Source organism: Bacillus sp. P4_D3 (genome assembly GCF_056401855.1).
On sequence record NZ_JBFUIN010000051.1, the window covers coordinates 1 to 16,978 of the forward strand.

13 protein-coding genes, 1 rRNA gene and 2 pseudogenes are annotated in these 16,978 nt (G+C 35.9%); 12 read left to right on the forward strand and 4 right to left on the reverse strand.

All coding sequences use genetic code 11. The features are described 5' to 3' along the window. Positions 1–404 precede the first annotated feature (404 nt). From AC1DTM_RS09685 to AC1DTM_RS09715, 7 genes and pseudogenes are all read left to right on the forward strand, one after another. Complete coding sequence (locus tag AC1DTM_RS09685) at positions 405–1,115, forward strand: C39 family peptidase (RefSeq protein WP_033710649.1); 711 nt, start codon at positions 405–407, stop codon at positions 1,113–1,115. 129 nt (positions 1,116–1,244) lie between these two features. Continuing rightward, the gene (locus tag AC1DTM_RS09690) at positions 1,245–2,420 is read left to right on the forward strand and encodes an amidohydrolase (RefSeq protein WP_016103568.1); all 1,176 of its coding nucleotides are present in this window, start codon (positions 1,245–1,247) and stop codon (positions 2,418–2,420) included. Positions 2,421–2,442: 22 nt separating this feature from the next. After that, positions 2,443–2,700: pseudogene (locus AC1DTM_RS09695) on the forward strand (sodium:solute symporter family protein); the annotation flags it as partial. Positions 2,701–2,801: 101 nt separating this feature from the next. After that, positions 2,802–4,280 (forward strand): spore germination protein, encoded by a 1,479-nt coding sequence (locus AC1DTM_RS09700; protein ID WP_477000197.1) that lies wholly within the window; start codon positions 2,802–2,804, stop codon positions 4,278–4,280. Beyond that, positions 4,281–5,405, forward strand: a complete 1,125-nt coding sequence (gene gerLB / locus AC1DTM_RS09705) for a spore germination protein GerLB (protein ID WP_002159253.1) — start codon at positions 4,281–4,283, stop codon at positions 5,403–5,405. Next, positions 5,389–6,555, forward strand: a complete 1,167-nt coding sequence (locus AC1DTM_RS09710; RefSeq protein ID WP_002116283.1) for a Ger(x)C family spore germination protein — start codon at positions 5,389–5,391, stop codon at positions 6,553–6,555. Before gerLB ends, AC1DTM_RS09710 begins: the two co-directional genes overlap by 17 nt. 11 nt (positions 6,556–6,566) lie before the next feature. Next, positions 6,567–6,704, forward strand: a complete 138-nt coding sequence (locus AC1DTM_RS09715; protein WP_087945977.1) for a hypothetical protein — start codon at positions 6,567–6,569, stop codon at positions 6,702–6,704. A 65-nt stretch (positions 6,705–6,769) separates the two neighbouring features. Here the strand turns inward: AC1DTM_RS09715 and AC1DTM_RS09720 are convergent, their stop codons facing one another. From AC1DTM_RS09720 to AC1DTM_RS09730, 3 genes are read right to left on the reverse strand one after another with little or no spacing between them, the layout of a single operon-like run. Then, positions 6,770–8,170: a nucleoside recognition domain-containing protein gene (locus tag AC1DTM_RS09720; protein WP_016103571.1), complete on the reverse strand. Its 1,401-nt coding sequence runs from the start codon at positions 8,168–8,170 to the stop codon at positions 6,770–6,772. After that, a complete protein-coding gene (locus AC1DTM_RS09725) occupies positions 8,148–8,870 on the reverse strand; it encodes a FeoB small GTPase domain-containing protein (RefSeq protein WP_002159251.1) in 723 nt (240 codons plus the stop codon). Before AC1DTM_RS09725 ends, AC1DTM_RS09720 begins: the two co-directional genes overlap by 23 nt. Then, positions 8,867–9,124, reverse strand: coding sequence for a FeoA family protein (locus AC1DTM_RS09730; RefSeq protein ID WP_002090873.1), 258 nt, complete (start codon positions 9,122–9,124; stop codon positions 8,867–8,869). Before AC1DTM_RS09730 ends, AC1DTM_RS09725 begins: the two co-directional genes overlap by 4 nt. Positions 9,125–9,633: 509 nt before the next feature. On the opposite strand from AC1DTM_RS09730, the gene AC1DTM_RS09735 reads away from it, so the two are divergent. From AC1DTM_RS09735 to AC1DTM_RS09750, 4 genes and pseudogenes are all read left to right on the forward strand, one after another. Beyond that, positions 9,634–10,533, forward strand: coding sequence for a phosphate ABC transporter substrate-binding protein PstS family protein (locus AC1DTM_RS09735; RefSeq protein ID WP_002114243.1), 900 nt, complete (start codon positions 9,634–9,636; stop codon positions 10,531–10,533). A 71-nt stretch (positions 10,534–10,604) separates the two neighbouring features. Next, complete coding sequence (gene pstC, locus AC1DTM_RS09740; protein WP_002159250.1) at positions 10,605–11,495, forward strand: phosphate ABC transporter permease subunit PstC; 891 nt, start codon at positions 10,605–10,607, stop codon at positions 11,493–11,495. A 2-nt stretch (positions 11,496–11,497) separates the two neighbouring features. Then, complete coding sequence (gene pstA, locus AC1DTM_RS09745; RefSeq protein ID WP_016103572.1) at positions 11,498–12,418, forward strand: phosphate ABC transporter permease PstA; 921 nt, start codon at positions 11,498–11,500, stop codon at positions 12,416–12,418. Between the two features lie 120 nt (positions 12,419–12,538). After that, positions 12,539–13,056, forward strand: a pseudogene (locus AC1DTM_RS09750) (P-loop nucleotide/nucleoside kinase family protein). 44 nt (positions 13,057–13,100) lie between these two features. Here the strand turns inward: AC1DTM_RS09750 and AC1DTM_RS09755 are convergent. Further along, on the reverse strand, positions 13,101–16,145 hold the full coding sequence (locus AC1DTM_RS09755; protein WP_016103575.1) for an efflux RND transporter permease subunit: 3,045 nt from the start codon (positions 16,143–16,145) through the stop codon (positions 13,101–13,103). 672 nt (positions 16,146–16,817) lie between these two features. On the opposite strand from AC1DTM_RS09755, the gene AC1DTM_RS09760 reads away from it, so the two are divergent. Further along, a 16S ribosomal RNA gene (locus AC1DTM_RS09760) occupies positions 16,818–16,978 on the forward strand; the annotation flags it as partial.

Consider the following 16,978-nt stretch of genomic DNA (forward strand, 5'->3'; position numbering starts at 1 on the left):
CAAGTTCTACTTGTTGATTCATATGCCCCTCCCCCCATATTTTTTTGTATGTGTTAATTAGATTTCATTCGGTACTTTTAATCATTAGCGGGGTGAAAAACATACTCGGTTTATTTTGTTGTGAACTGAGTATGTAAAGGAAAAACTAACTATGACTAAATACCTTAGAATGTTTATTAACATAGTGAAGGAAACGCGATTCTTTCACTATGTTAATAATTTTGTTGTTAGTAAAACGTTCTGAAAAAGCATATCATTTTTTCTTTTTGTCGAAAAAATTAGAATTTTACGATGATATTTGTGAATAATAATTTACAGAATCTTTCTAGCAAACTAGTAAGAAGAAAGGTACAATGATAGAAGTTGCGCCTTTAAATAATTGATATAATGGAGTTTGGTTTATGATGAAAAAGTTAAAATATATTTTTATTTTCGGTATTATATTTGCTGTCGTGTTTTTTTTCGAGAAAGATAAAATTATGAGAAAGGCACAAGAATTACGGTTAGACCTTTTCTCTGAGATGAAAGAAAGTGCAATGATTACAGAGGTTCCGTTTATTAGACAGTTACCTGAATTACCTAGAGGTTGTGAAGTGACAAGTTTAGCTATGCTACTGCAACATAAAGGTGTACAAGTAGATAAGATGCAACTTGCTAGTGAGATTCATCGCGTCCCATTTGAACAAAATGGTTTGCATGGAAATCCTTATGAGGGATTCGTTGGAAATATTTATACGAAAGCTGAGCGAGGATACGGTGTATACAATCAACCAATTTTTAATTTAGCAGAAAAGTATGTTCCTGAAAAAGTAATTAATTTAACGGGCAGAGACGTGCAAGATCTATATAAAGTAATTAGTTCTGGTTCTCCGGTATGGGTAATTATTAATACAACGTTTAAACCATTAGCTGAAAGTAGTTTTGAAACATGGAATACGAGTTCAGGTGAAGTGAAAATTACATATTATGAGCATAGTGTTGTAGTAATTGGATATGATCAAAACTTTGTATACGTAAATGATCCTCTTGCAAACAATCCACGAAAAGCTGTTCCTCGTGCTGAATTTGAAAAGGCGTGGGAGCAAATGGGGAAACAAGCGATTACTATTTTATAAAGTGAAAAGTCATCTTGAGATGGCTTTTTCTTTTTGAATATTTATCATAGAAAATTCTGAAAATTCTTTCGGAAGTTAACAGTTCACGCTATACTAACATTTAACTTGGTAAAGAAGGGGAGAAGAGAAATGGATGTCGCAAAGGAACTTGTTTTATCAAAGAATCAGTTGATTGAGTGGAGAAGGCATTTTCATAAGTATCCAGAGTTATCTTTTCAAGAGGAAAAAACATCTCAATTTGTATTCGACATACTTCGGGAAATCCCGTATTTAGAAGTCTCAAGGCCTACTAAATATAGTGTAATGGCAAGGTTAATTGGTAAGCAGCCTGGTAAAATTATCGCGGTTCGTGCTGATATGGATGCTCTTCCTATTCATGAAGAAAATAAGTTTGATTTTATTTCTACATATCCAGGTGTGATGCATGCGTGTGGTCACGATGGTCACATGGCAATATTGCTTGGTGTAGTACATAAGTTGGTAGAGAGAAGAGAGAAAGTTAAAGGAGAGATTCGCTTTTTATTTCAACATGCAGAAGAAAACTTTCCGGGCGGTGCAGAGGAAATGGTCGCAGCGGGAGTGATGGCAGGTGTGGATTACATTATTGGTGCTCATCTTTGGGCGTCATTAGAGGTTGGAAAAGTAGGTGTAATTTATGGTCCTGCGATGGCGGCGCCGGACGTTTTTAAAATTACGATAGAGGGAAAAGGTGGGCATGCTGGAATTCCGCATGAAACAGTTGATAGTATCGCCATTGGTGCACAAGTTGTTTCGCAAATTCAGCAAATTGTATCTCGCCTCACGAATCCGTTAGATTCTCTCGTAGTATCTGTTACACAATTTCATTCTGGGACAACTCATAATGTTATCCCGGAACAAGCGGAGATTGAAGGGACAGTGAGAAGTTTAAGGCATGAATTAAGAGAAGAAACAAAGAAGAAGCTTGAAAGGATTGTAAAACATATTACAGAATCCTACGGTGCTAAGTATACATTTTCTTATGAGTATGGATATCGACCAGTTGTGAACGATTATGAAGTTACAGAGCTTATTGAACATACGGCATTACAGCTGTATGGAAGAGAGAGAGTTGTTCGTTTACAACCAACGATGGCAGGAGAAGATTTTTCGGCATTTTTACAAAAGGCACCAGGAACATTCTTTTTTATTGGGGCAGGCAATGAAGAGAAGGGAATTATATATCCGCATCACCATCCTCGTTTTACAATTGACGAAGACGCATTACCAATTGGAGTGGAAGTCTTTGTATCATCCATTATGAATTTTATAAGTAAAGGAGAATGAGATGAAGAAAATACACGTGCTAGCACGTGTATGTAGTTTGTTTCCTCGTCAAATTATTACGAAGCAAGGTGCGATTGCGGGGATTGGGTTGTTGGTTGTCACGTATATCAATTTAGCTGGTTCTACTATAGCTACGATGTTTCCGGGTGTCCCGCAGTGTATAAAAGATGTGAATATAGGTATAGCCGCATTGTTAGTTAATATTATTGTGATGTTTGTAGTTAGTGGGTTCACAAAAAATGTATCTGTAAAGACAGACAATATAATAGTAGAAAAGTGATTCATGTGTTAGAGCTATCTTTGAAAAGAGATAGCTCTTTTTTGTATATATTTTCTTCTATTAGCGGAATCTAACTAAAAACTTGTTGAAAAGGAAGTTAGGTGGGGAAATTGTTAGAGCTAAAAGGTAACTTGTTTGAAGTTATGAAGGAAATTAGAGATGAGTTAGGTTCACCTAATGATTTAACAATTAGAGAAGTTGCTCTTGCTGGTAGCATTACACGTTGTGCGGTTGTTTTTTTATGTGGATTGACAGATAAGGATAATGTTTATAAATACGTAGTTCGTACACTTCAATATGAAGAAATACCAAATGAAGCAGCTGTGGTTCAGACATTGTTGGATCGTTTTATTTCTATTGCAGAAGTAAATACTGAAACAACATTTGCTAAAATTATTAACTCGATTTTAGCGGGGGATGCAGTTGTATTAATTGATAATATTCAAACGGCTATTGTTGTTAACAGTAGGGCTTGGGAGAAAAGAAGTCTAGAACCGCCAGTGACAGAAGATTTAATACGTGGACCGAGAGTTGGATTAAATGAAGATATTAATGTGAATAAAATGTTAATTCGCCGTGGTTTACGTGATCCGAAGTTACGGTTTCAATCTTATATTATGGGGAAGCGATCGCAGAAAGAAGTAACCCTAGTATATATAGAAGATATTATTAACCCTTACATCGTAAAAGAGCTAGATCGGCGTCTTCAATCAATAGTGACAGATGTCATTTTTGAGACAGGAACGATTGAGCAATTAATTCAAGATAATAATTTGTCTCCATTTCCGCAGTTTTTAAATACAGAAAGACCAGATAATATAGTGGCTGCATTGGCGAAAGGGAAAGCGGCCATTTTAGTAGATGGGTCACCATTTGCTCTTATAGCTCCACTAGTGTTTGTTGATATTTTTCAATCTGTAGAAGATCATTATGAGCGTTGGGTAATTGGAACGTTATTAAGAATTTTACGTATGGGATCAGGTATCGCTGCTGTTTTATTACCTGCCATGTACGTAGCGCTTRTATCGTATCATCAAGGGCTCATCCCATCTAAACTAGCTTATTCTATTGCGGGAGCGAGAGAAGGGGTGCCATTTCCTGCTTATATTGAAACCCTAATGATGGCATTAACGATGGAATTAATACGAGAAGCCGGGATTAGGCTTCCGAAACCGATGGGGCAAACAATTGGTATCGTAGGTGGTCTTGTAATTGGAGAAGCGGCAGTAAATGCGGGGATTGTAAATCCGTTTTTAGTAATTATTATTGCGGTTACCGCAATTGCTACATTTTCACTTCCTGTATATAGCATTACGATTACATTTCGAATTTTACTTTTCGTCTTCGTGTTAGCTGCAACTGCTTTTGGGTTGTACGGAATCATTTTAGCTCTTATTGCACTTGCGGTTCATATTACAAATTTAAAGAGTGTTGGGGTTCCGTATACAACACCTATTGCTCCTGCTTTTTATAAAGATTGGGAAGAAGAATTGGTTCGCCTACCAAAATCAATGTTAAAAGAGAGACCGGAATATTTACAAACAAAAGATTCTACAATACGTCCAAAGGAGCGAAAATAATTGAAACCATTTGAGTATGGCGATGAAGAGATTGGATCTCGGGAAATTGGCTTTGCGGTATCGTCAACCATTATTGGTATAGGGGCATTGTCTATGCCGAGAGATATTGCCGATCAAACTTTATTTTCGGACGGTTGGATTATTTTACTTTTGGGTGGATTGATATGTGCGGTTTTAGGTTGGTTTGTAACGAGGGTAGCTATTTTATTCCCAAAACAAAACTTTGTTCAATATACAAGTGCGCATTTGACGAAACCTGTTGCGTACACAATTAGTAGTATTTTAGTATTAACGTTTGCAGCTTTGACAGCATATGAATCGCGAATGATTGCGGTTATTTCACAAACATATTTATTTAGTGATACACCAATACAGCTATTGTCTTTCTTCTTCTTATTAGTTGTTATTTATGGAGTAGCAGGATCGAGAGCGGCTTTATTAAGGTTAAATGTTCTATTCTTACCAATTGTTTTAATTGCGATAGTGCTTCTTTCTTTATTGAATGTGAACTTAATGGAAATAGATAATTTACTACCGGCTTTTCAAACGAATGTCAGTCAGTATGCTGTAGGAGTTAAGAATTCTATTTTTACATTCATCGGATTTGAGGTAGCTCTGTTTTATGCTGTGTTGTTGAACGATAAGACAGCGAAAAAAGCGCCAATGGCAGTTGCAAAAGCGGTGATAGTAAACGTGTTGTCATACATTTTAATTTACGTAACTTGTATTAGTGTTTTTACGTATATGACAACACGTGGATTGACATATCCAACAATTGAATTAGGGAAAGAAATTGAAATTGGTGGAGGGTTTTTAGAAAGATTTGATGCGATTTTTTTTACTACTTGGATTATTACTATTTATAATACTACAGCAATGTATTATGACGTCGCATCTTTATTATTTTGTGCTATGTTTCCGAAAGTGAAGAAACATATTTTCATTTTTGTAAGTGCCCCGATTATTTTTATGGTGAATATGATACCTAGTAATTCGAAAGAATTGTCAAATTACGGGACTTATTTAGCTTGGATAGATATGGGGTTTGTCGTGCTAGCGCCTTTGTTAGTTTTTATTGTATATAAAATAAAAAGAAGGAATGGTAGAAATGAAACACCTTCTTAAAATTATAATGGTTATGGTTTTAGCTGGATCTATAAGTGGGTGCTCTGAGTTAGAAGAAATAGAAGAAAGAGGATTTGTAGTAGGTGCAGCTTACGATATTGTAAAGGCAAAGAAAGCAAATCCAATTATGAAAGGGACTTATCAGATGGTACTTCCCAGTAAGTTAGCGCAGCAAGGTGGACAAGGTGATGGAGATGGCGAAAATTATATTAATGTTAGTGCGAAAGCAGATAGTGTGTTTGAACAAATAAGAATTATTGCTAAAAAGATTAGTCGTACATTATTTTTTCCGCATATACAAGTAATTATTTTCTCTGAAGAATTACTATCGAAACCGTATATTTTACAAAATACGTTGGATGTATATATTCGTGATCATGAGATGAGAAGAAATATTCGTTTGTTTGTTTCTAAGAAAAATGCAGAAGCTATTTTAAAACAAAGTGCAAAACCTGAAAATTTACCAGCGCAATACATTGATATGTTAGCTGAGCATCCTCCGAAAAATGCTCAAATGATCGAGGCTGCAAGAATTGGTGAGGTACAGCAAAAAATGATTGCTAACCAAAGTTTCGTATTACCTATTCTCGAACTAACAAAACAAGGGGTACAAATGAATGGGGCAGCGCTGTTTCGTGGGAAGGATAATAAGTGTGTAGGCAGTTTAAGTGGAGAACAAACATTAGGAATGAATTATATAATAGGTAAAAAAATTGGAGGTTTTTTTACTATCCGCAAAAAAGACCAGCTTATTACATATGAAATTCATAAGATGCACCGAAAGATTAAAGTATCTACGGAAAATGCTACAAAACCAAAGTTTAATATTCACTTATCTCTGGAAGGTACATTGGCTGAGTTGCACTTTAGTGATCATAAAAAGGTTTTGAATGAAAAGCGTTTAGAGAAGGATATTTCAGAGGAAATGGAGAAACGCATCCAAAAATCGATTAAGCTTGTTCAAAAAAAATATAAGGTAGATGTATTAGCATTAGGGGAAGTATATAAGCGACATAATTATAAAGAGTGGAAAAAGATAAGTAAGAATTGGGATCAAGGCGAAAATTACTTTAGTAATGCTGAAATTACTGTTCATGTTCATCCAACAATTGCACATTCAGGTTCAGCTTTACCGAAGAGAGTGAAATAAGGTGGTGGAAGTTGTTTACTGGATTGGGAATTAGTTGCACGATATTAATGGCGGTTCTTCCAGGGACTATATATTTTATTCATAAAAAACTTACAACGTATGGTGCCCAGCCGTGGAAAAAGGATGCGCAAAAAAAGAAACCTGAATAAGTTTCAGGTTTCTTTTTTTGCACAAAGCATATGTTGAAGGGGGATACCTTCTATGTATACTTTGCTTATACAAGCCCTAACCAATGTACCAATTGTGTAGAGAAGAATGTAACAACAATTGCAATAACAGTAGGGATTGCGAACGATAAGAATGTCCATTTTGCACTTTTTGTTTCTTTATATATGTTAACTAGTGTTGTTCCACACGGGAAATGAAGGAGTGAGAACAACATTGTGTTTAACGCTGTCAACCAAGTCCAACCATTTTCTAAGAATAGATTTTTAATTTGATTAAAATCATCTATTTCAGTTAAAGCGCCAGTTGATAAGTAAGACATTAATAAAATCGGGATGACAATTTCATTAGCTGGTAGCCCAAGAATGAATGCAGCTAGAATAAAACCGTCAAGTCCTAGTAATTTAGCAAATGGATCTAGGAAGTTTACGAAATGCATAAGTAAGCTTGTGTCACCGACGAAAATATTAGCAAGTATCCAAGTTAATACAGCGGCAGGTGCAGCTACAATTACAGCTCGTTTTAAAACATATATTGATTTATCAAGCGTTGAACGTACAATTGTATTCCAAATTTTTGGTTTACGGTATGGTGGTAACTCTAACGTATAGTGAGTTGGAACGCCTTTTAGAGCAGTTTTTGATAAAACCCAAGAAACAGTTAAAGTTACAATAACACCAATTACAACCATTCCAACGACAACGCCGGCAGTAACAAGTGTTTGCATGCTGCCTGTATATCCAGCAGCCATAAATAATGAAGCCATTAAGATTAATGTAGGCCAGCGTCCATTACATGGGACGAAGTTGTTTGTTAAAATGGCAAGCATACGCTCACGTGGTGATTCGATAATACGTGTTGACATAATAGCGGCAGCGTTACATCCGAACCCCATTGCCATAGTTAAAGATTGTTTCCCATGCGCGCCAGAGCGTTTAAATAAACGATCCATGTTAAACGCAACGCGTGGTAAATATCCATAGTTTTCTAATAGGGCAAACATAGGGAAGAAGATTGCCATAGGTGGTAACATAACGCTAATAACGGCTCCGGTACCACGGAATAAACCAAGTATTAAAACACCATGTAGCCATTCTGGTGCATGCATTGCTTGGAACCAAGATGTTAAATATCCTTCGACCCAGCCAAAAAATTCAGCAATCATCTCGGATGGCACGTTAGCACCGGCGATTGTAAGATAAAAAATAATAGATAAAATACCGAGCATAATTGGAAATCCCCAAATAGGAGAAGTGAAAATCTTATCTAATCTTTCTGAACGATATAATTTGTCAGTATTCGTATATTGGACAGCTTCTTTACATATACTTGCGGAGGTTCGATAAATATCTCCGACAATGTCATCTCGTATGTCCTCTTTTGAAAGTGTTTGTGCATGTTGAACAATATAGTCCAGCGGAAGAGCTTTACTGGCTGAGTGAGATTCCATTTATTATGACCTCCCTTACAAGTGGTTCGTTATGATGTTTTTGAAGTGCAGTTAAGAAATTTTTATCTCCATCTAAAATACGTAGCGCAATCCAACGTGCTGGATACGTATTGCCGAACACTTTATAAATTTGTGGTTCTAATTCTTGAATCATATTTTCGATTTTTTCATTATAAGTAATTTTAATTGGTGTTGGAATGATTTTTTTATTTGCTACTTTAGCAACGACGCTTAGTAAATGTCCGATACCAACTCGGTTTCGGGCTGAAATTTTAACTACCGGTACACCGAGTGATTTTGCTAGTTTTTTTTCGTCAATAATGATTCCTTTTTTCTCCGCTTCATCAATTAAGTTAATACAAATGACCACATCGTTTGTCATTTCCATCACTTGGAGTGCTAAATTTAAATTTCTTTCCATTGCAGTTGCGTCTATAACAACTACAGTTACTTCTGGTTTTTCAAATATAATATAATCTCGTGCGACTTCTTCATCTGCCGAATTTGAATACAGTGAGTAAGTTCCAGGTAAATCTATTATTGTATATATATTTCCGCCATGCTTATATTCCCCTTCAGCCTTTAAAACAGTTTTCCCCGTCCAGTTTCCAGTATGTTGTTTTAAGCCTGTTAAAGTATTAAATAATGTACTTTTCCCGGTATTCGGGTTACCAGCTAACGCAATGCGATGGTTACTCATCTGAAATCATCTCCTATTAATACCCCGAAAATAAGGGAGCTTTCTTCACTACGCAGTGCAATAGTTGTGTTGCTTACTTGATAAGCGACCGGGTCTCCAAGTGGGCTGCGTTGTAATACTTTAATTGTCGCTCCAGGAAAAAAGCCTAAATCTAATAAACGTCGTTTCATAGTTCCTTCTAATTGTATCTTCTCAATTTGTACAAATTCCCCTGTTCTGAATTCGGAAAGGGGTTTAGTATTAGCCGATACCATAAAAGTTACCTCATCTCTATATTTTTAGTTTTAGTTTAAAAAGTTTCCTTAGGTAAACTTTTTGATACTAATATAGTAGACTACATTTAATGATGCTGTCAATTAGTACTTTAAAAATATTCAAATATTTTTAGAATTGTTCCAATTTATTGAGTTGTACCGAAAAATATTACTGAAATTCTTCTTAATGTAAATAAAGTAAGAGTGTAAACTTTTAAAAATATAGTGGATTTGTAAATATAGCTTTAACTTAAAGGGCAAAATAAAGAAAAATATTTACATTGGATTTACATTGTTAAGAATAAATTTACAATACTGCGTGTTTAGTGTGGGTTTTGTTGGCTTTTTTAACTCTAAATGTTGGGATGTCTAGCTTTTATGGGATGTTATCTCTATTTACTTAAACTTAAAAATTGCTTAACACTCACATAATATTGTTGTCCTACAATGAATTTGTGTTCGAAAGAAGATGAATTCGAAAAGTGATAATCCAAATGGGGGTACAAGACATGATTATGAAAAAGGGTATTAAATTTTCTTTAGCGGCTTTAGTTGTTGCAGGTGCATTAGTTGGATGTGGAAAAGCAGAAAGTACGGATAATAAGGAAGCTGCTAAAGGTAGCGATGCAAAACAAGAATTATCAGGTACGATTGCAGCGGCTGGCTCTACAGCTCTTCAACCTCTTGCGGAGGAAGCTGGAAAGAAATTCATGGAGAAAAATTCAAAAGTTTCTATTCAAGTTCAAGGTGGCGGTAGTGGAACTGGGATTAACCAAGTAGCATCTGGTGCAGTACAAATTGGTAATTCGGATGTTCCGGCTTCAGATAAAATAAAAGATGCTGAAAAAGCGAAAGAATTAGTAGATAACAAGGTAGCGGGTATCGCATTCGCGCTTGTCGTAAATAAAGATGTAAAAGTTGATAACTTAACAGCAAAACAAGTACAAGATATCTTCACTGGAAAAGTGACGAACTGGAAAGAGTTAGGCGGAAAAGATGAGAAAATCAATGTAATTAATCGTCCAGCTTCATCTGGTACACGTGCTACATTTGAAAAAACAGTTATGAAAGAAGCTAAAATTAATGATGGAACTGGTACAACACAAGATTCTAACGGTGCAGTAGAGCAAGCAATTAACTCTACTCCAGGTTCAATCAGCTATTTAGCAATGTCTTACATGGTTGGCGATAAAAAAGGTGCATTGCAAACTGTGAAAATTGATGGTGCTGAACCGAAAGTTGAAAACATCTCTGCTGGTAAATATCCATTCTGGTCTTACGAGTACATGGTAACTAAAGGTGAGGCAAAAGAAGCGACAAAAGCTTACATTGACTATGTAAAAGGTAAAGATTTCGAAAAACAAGTAGAAGATATGGGTTACATCCCAATGTCTAAATTAAATAAGTAATAAAATTTTATGGGGCTGGCTGCAAGGCCAGTCCTGTTCATTTCAATCTATGAAGTGGGGTCTGTCCTGTGATGAAGGGGAAAAAACAAATTAATTACGTAAAGAGTGAATATATAGGTAGATCACTTGTTACGTTTTGCGGTATCTTTATTGTTTTAATTACATTAGCTATTATTGCATTTATTTGCGGCAAAGGAATTCAATCTTTCACGCAAAGTGGTATCTCATTTTCTGAGGTGTTAACTTCGACAAAATGGAATCCAAATGCTGATCAAGGTACGTATGGTGCTGTAATCTTTATTGTCGGTTCGACGCTTGTGTCGCTAGGTGCTGTTGTCATTAGTGCACCAATTGCTATAGCTCTTGCTATATTCATGAATTTAATTTCGCCGAAGTTTGGGAATAAAGTATTAAAGCCTGTTTTAGAATTATTAGTTGGTATTCCATCGGTTGTATACGGATTATTAGGGGTTACGATCTTGGTTCCTCTATTACGTGATTCGTTTGGTGGAGTGGGCTTTAGTTTAATTGCGGGTATTATTGTCCTGAGTATTATGATTTTACCTACTATTGCTAGTATTGCCTCTGATGCAATACGCTCTGTTCCGTTTGATTACTTGGAAGCTTCTTACGGTCTAGGATCGACGAAATGGCAAGCGATCAGCCGAGTTATTGTTCCTGCTGCAAAACAAGGGATTTTAACAGGTATAGTTTTAGGGTTAGCGCGTGCTTTTGGTGAAGCGTTAGCGGTTCAAATGGTAATCGGGAACACGATTAAATTACCGGAAGGAATATATAGTCCGACAGCAACGTTAACTGGTATTCTGACAATGGATATGACGAATACATTGAACGGAACAGCTTGGAACAATGCGCTATGGACGTTAGCAATGATTTTACTTGTTATTTCATTCCTGTTTATTTTAGTAATTCGAGCGATTGGTCAAAGAGGTGAGCGATAATAATGAATGCAAGAACGGTAAATAAAGTTTGGACAGGTATCTTTTATGCGGTTGCAGCTTTAGTTGTAGCTTTGCTGGCTTTTTTAATGTACGAAATTCTGCAAAAGGGATGGGGATTTTGGGATCCTAGTTTCTTATTCGGAGAACCAAGCAATACAAGAGCTGGTGGGGGAATTGGTCCACAGTTATTCAATTCTTTCTACATGCTTGTTATAACACTTATTATATCTATTCCTCTTGGATTAGGGGCTGGAATATATTTAGCGGAGTATGCAAAACAAGGTCGTTTTTTAAGTTTTGTTCGTTTATGTATTGAAACAATGGCGTCTTTACCTTCTATTGTTGTTGGACTATTTGGCTTATTAGTATTTGTTACAATGACAGGCTGGGGATATACAGTAATGGGTGGAGCTCTTGCTTTAACTATTTTGAATTTACCTGGTTTAACACGTGTTTGTGAAAATGCGATTTCTGAAGTTCCTCATAATGTAAAAGAGGCGAGTCTTGGACTAGGTGCAACGAAATGGCAAACAATTGCCCGTATCATTATTCCGTCGTCGTTACCACAAATCATTACAGGTATTATTTTAGCGGCAGGCCGTATATTCGGTGAAGCTGCGGCGTTAATTTATACAGCGGGTTTAACATCACCTATTTTAAATTCAGCAGCGGACTTCTCGAGCCCCTCGCATCCTTTAAATCCATTTAGACCAGCTGAAACGTTAGCTGTTCACATTTGGAAATTAAACTCTGAAGGGATTATCCCAGATGCGAAGTTAATTGCAACAAAATCTGCAGCTGTATTAATTATTATGGTATTACTCTTTAATATCATTTCTCGTTTCGTAGCATCTGTATTACACAAGCGTTTTACAGGAACGAAAAGAAAAAGTAAAACGACAAAGAAGGTAAAAGCGGCATAAATTGAAGGTAAGAACTCTCTGTTTATAAACAGGGAGTTTTTTTACGGCCATTTTGATGTTAGCAGGAAAAGAAGGAGAGTTGGTGAATAGGCAACTTGATATACGGATGTTGGGATGAAAGTGTTCTTTCTGCAAATGTCGGGATTTTCTGGATCAGGTAAATCGACACTTTCTAAGTATAGCGCTAAGTTAACAGGTGCAGTTATTGTAGGTCATGACCTCGTGAAATCAGCATTATTAAAATCATTAACAGCAAAAGGAAGTGAATCAACAGTTGTTGGGGGGAGTCTCCTATTATATTGAGTGGGAACTGATAGGTTTTTTGTTAGAACAAGAACATAGTATTATATTAGATAGTCCATGTCTCTATGATGGGATGGTTGAAAAGGGAATAGGTTTATATCGGAAGTATGGTGCTACATATAAATATATTGAATGTTATCTTAATAATATAGAAGAAATTAATCGTAGGTTACAAACACGTGAATATAAGATAAGTCAGTAGAATCAGAAGTAGCGTTTGAAAAAAGTGGCTAGATGGCAGTAAGAGACCCTCGAATGATGAATATCTTCTTGTAGATTCTGGTAAGCTACTAGAGCAATATGCCCCGAAAATAATGAGTTATATCGGTAGATAAATAAAAAGGCGTTATCTTCATTCGAGAAGATAACGCCTTTTGGTTTAAATATCAGGTGTTTCTGTAGAAGTACTTATTTTTCTGCGGGAGCGTCTTTTTCTCCCGATTTTATCTAATAGTTCATACATAACAGGAACAACTACTAATGTAAGAACGGTTGAGACTGCCAAACCACCGATTACAACGACGGCCAGACTTTTGGATACCATACTTCCTGCTTGAGATTGACCGAATAGGAGTGGTAACATAGCGACGATTGTTGTTATAGCTGTCATAATAATTGGGCGTAATCTAGTAGATCCTGCTTCTAGTAAGGCTTCTCTTGTTTCCATACCGTTTTCCCGATTTTGTTGTACTCTTTCTATTAATACAATAGCATTTGTAACGACAATCCCGATTAACATTAATGCGCCGATTAATGAATTTACGTCAACAGGTGTTCTTGAAATGATTAATCCTAAAATACCGCCGACAGCAGCTAATGGTAAAGAGAATAAAATCGCGAAAGGAGCACGTGCTTGCCCGAAGGTGATAACCATAATTAAATATACAATCCCAATTGCAATCCCCATAATTTTGAATAAATCTGTGAAGTTCTCTTGCATAGACTCGGTAGCGCCTGCGATATTTACTTTTGCTCCGTTAGGTAAATCTAAGTCGGTTATAGCCTTGTTTACTTCTGCGCTTACTTTACTTAAATCTTCACTTGAAGCTTCTGCAGTAATTTGTATCGTTTCTTTCCCATCTTTATGGAAGATTTCTGTTTGAAGTTGCTTTTCTGAAATAGTTGCAATGTCTTTTAAAGGAATAGGTCCGTTAATAGGTGAGAGTATGTTTGTGTTTAAAATATCTTCTTGTTTGTTAATGGATGCCTTTTTATGTTCTATCATAATAGTTGTTTTTTCATTATTGATTGAAATTTCCCCGATAGGAGATTTCTTCATAAGGAATGATACTTGTTGTGCTACTAATTCTGGTGTTAAACCGAGTTGTTCCGCCTTTGTTTGATCGATATGAATTTGCCATTCTTTTTTAGAGTCTTCTATATTTGTTTTTACTTTAGAGAGAGCGTCCATACTTTTTAGTTTTGTTTCGACGATGTTAGCGGCCTTTTTTAAATTTGTCTCGTTAGTAGCGGTTACGTTAAATTGTAAGTTGTTTCCGCCTCCGGAGTCAGAGTAACTAGTTTTTATATAATCAAGTTCAGCTGGTTCAAAAGCATTATGCTCTTTTTTTAATTCTTTAATATATTGGTCGATATCAGATCCCTTTTTAAAGACTACAAATATAGTTGCAAGATTGTTTTTAGTTGTCTGTCCCCATTGTGCATCTTCTGCGCTAGATCCCATTCGCAAAATAACATCTGTTACATCAGAATTAGAGAGTAGTTTCTTTTCGAAATCAAAGGCTTTTTGTTTTTTAGCTTCAGAATCATAATCGGTTGGAAATGTCATGTTAACGGATAGCATTGTATCGTCCTCAGACTTTATGTTCGCTTTCGGTAGTAATATGTAGGCTGCAATGGATCCTGCAAACAATAAAAAAGAAGTGAGTAGAATGATAAACTTATGAGAAAGAGCCCACTTTAATGTAGCGACATATCGCGGTGAAGAATGAGAATTGCGACGTTTTGTTTTTTTGAGTAGTAAAAAAGCCATAAGTGGAACAACTGTTAACGCAACGATTAAAGAAGAAAGGATAGAATAGACAACTGCTAATACCATAGGTAACATTAGTTTTCCAATTACTCCCGATACGAGACCGATAGGTAAAAAAACGGCGACTGTTGTTAAAGTAGAAGAGGTAATTGCGACTGCGACCTCTTTCGTTGCTTCAAGAATAATATTTTTAGAGAAGGTTTCTTTTTGTAAACGACGGAAAATGTTCTCGATGACAACGATACTATCATCGACGAGACGTCCCACAGCAACGGCTAAGCCACCAAGAGTTAGAATGTTAAGTGTGATGTTGGATTGATGGAGTAAAAATAGTGTTAATAAAATAGATAGCGGAATACTAACGACAGCGATGAGTGTTGTTCGGAAGCTGCGTAAAAAGATTAAGATAATGAGAGTTGCAGCAATTGCCCCAAGGATTACTTCTTTGCCCATACTAGTAACAGCATTTTCAACTTGCTCATGAGTTGAAGCTAGAAGTTTAATAGAAAACTGATCTTTATATTGCTTGCTTATATCTTTAATCTTTTTATCAATCTCTTTTCCAATTGCAACCGCGTTTTTACTCGGCTCTTTCATGATGACTAATCCTGTTCCTTCTTCTCCGTTTATGTGCGAGATTGTATCATGATGTTGTTTTAGTTCAATTTGAGCGACATCTTGTAACTTTACTTGAGGTGTAACGGTAATATTTTTAATGTCATTTACATTTTTTATATCTCCGATGACCCGAAGGTTGTATTCTTCCTTATTAACGGTAATTGCTCCGGCCGGAGTGGAAGTTTCTTTTCCTTGTAAAACTTTTAATACTTGCTCTGATGTTATGTTTTTATCTTTTAGTTGGTTAGGGTCAAGTACGATGGATAATTCGGAAGTTGATTTTCCGAAAAACATAACATTGGCAACACCATCAATGCTTTCGAGTTGTGGTACGATTTCTTTCTCGATTTGTTTTTCGTCAGCTTTTGAAAATCCGTTCTGCTTTTGGATGGTAATTTGAGCGAGTGGAATCATAGAAGTATTTAATTGGCTAACTACAGGCTTAGTTACATCTTTAGGTAATTTAATTGTATTAATTGTTTTTTCGACTTCGCGTGCCGCGTCTTTCATATTTGCCTTTGATGTATATGCAATGTCGATGCGTGATAATCCCTCGTTTGTGGAAGAAGTGATGCCATCGATATGTTCTAAACTACGAAATTGTTTTTCAAGGGGATCAGTTACGTCCTTGGTCATCGTTTCAGCATCGAGCCCTTGAGATAATGTCGTGACAGTTATTGCGGGGTTATCGATGCTTGGTAAAAATTCCATAGGTAATTTAGAGCCGGAATAAACGCCAAGTATGGAAATGAGAAAAACCATGATAATAATAGCGGCTCGGTTTTTTAATGAAAATTTTGTTAACCTATCCATAAGATAATTCCTCCATTAGTTTATTTATAGTTTTGTGGGCACTTTCTTACTATATAACAAAAATTGGATATCTTTCATTAATTAAATGTAAAAAAATTCTAACAATAATCTTAAGTTAATATTTCGAGGGGAAGTTCGTTATTTGTGGAAGTAAAGTTCCTGATTGGCGAGAAAAAGCATTAATTAAAGTTTTGCTTTAGTATAGTGGTCTCGTTTTTTGTTACTCTACATTTAAATGGTTATTTGTCCTTCTTAAGTAGAACTGTGGTAATTGTAAAATTTAAAAAGGAGAGGACTAAAGGTTAGGAACTTATTGTGAAATACCGCCTGGTTGATGATAGTGTATAGTAACTTGTATACAATCAAAATGAATGTTTTCAGTAGAAAGGATAATGGTTCTTTCTATAGAAGAAAGTAGGATAGATAACTTTTTGTATTTTTTTATAAAAAATACTTGTTATTTAAAAACCATGATGGTATATTAATAAACGTCGCTGATGCGGAAACGCAGAAAACGACAAAAAAGAAATTAAAAAACATAGTTGACATCGAAAAATGAAGATGTTAATATGATGAAGTCGCTTCTGAAGCGGCGGACAAGTTCTTTGAAAACTGAACGAAACAAACAACGTGAACGTCAATTTTTATTTTTAGATGCTAGACAAACTAACTTTATTGGAGAGTTTGATCCTGGCTCAGGATGAACGCTGGCGGCGTGCCTAATACATGCAAGTCGAGCGAATGGATTAAGAGCTTGCTCTTATGAAGTTAGCGGCGGACGGGTGAGTAACACGTGGGTAACCTACCCATAAGACTGGGATAACTCCGGGAAA

What these genes read in the sequence shown, in the direction of transcription:
- AC1DTM_RS09685 (WP_033710649.1), top strand. Translation starts at nt 405, where the DNA reads ATGAAAAAGTTAAAATATATTTTTATTTTCGGTATTATATTTGCTGTC.
- AC1DTM_RS09690 (WP_016103568.1), top strand. Translation starts at nt 1,245, where the DNA reads ATGGATGTCGCAAAGGAACTTGTTTTATCAAAGAATCAGTTGATTGAG.
- AC1DTM_RS09710 (WP_002116283.1), top strand. Translation starts at nt 5,389, where the DNA reads ATGAAACACCTTCTTAAAATTATAATGGTTATGGTTTTAGCTGGATCT.
- AC1DTM_RS09720 (WP_016103571.1), bottom strand. Translation starts at nt 8,170, where the DNA reads ATGGAATCTCACTCAGCCAGTAAAGCTCTTCCGCTGGACTATATTGTT.
- AC1DTM_RS09725 (WP_002159251.1), bottom strand. Translation starts at nt 8,870, where the DNA reads ATGAGTAACCATCGCATTGCGTTAGCTGGTAACCCGAATACCGGGAAA.
- AC1DTM_RS09730 (WP_002090873.1), bottom strand. Translation starts at nt 9,124, where the DNA reads ATGGTATCGGCTAATACTAAACCCCTTTCCGAATTCAGAACAGGGGAA.
- AC1DTM_RS09735 (WP_002114243.1), top strand. Translation starts at nt 9,634, where the DNA reads ATGATTATGAAAAAGGGTATTAAATTTTCTTTAGCGGCTTTAGTTGTT.
- pstC (WP_002159250.1), top strand. Translation starts at nt 10,605, where the DNA reads ATGAAGGGGAAAAAACAAATTAATTACGTAAAGAGTGAATATATAGGT.
- pstA (WP_016103572.1), top strand. Translation starts at nt 11,498, where the DNA reads ATGAATGCAAGAACGGTAAATAAAGTTTGGACAGGTATCTTTTATGCG.
- AC1DTM_RS09755 (WP_016103575.1), bottom strand. Translation starts at nt 16,145, where the DNA reads ATGGATAGGTTAACAAAATTTTCATTAAAAAACCGAGCCGCTATTATT.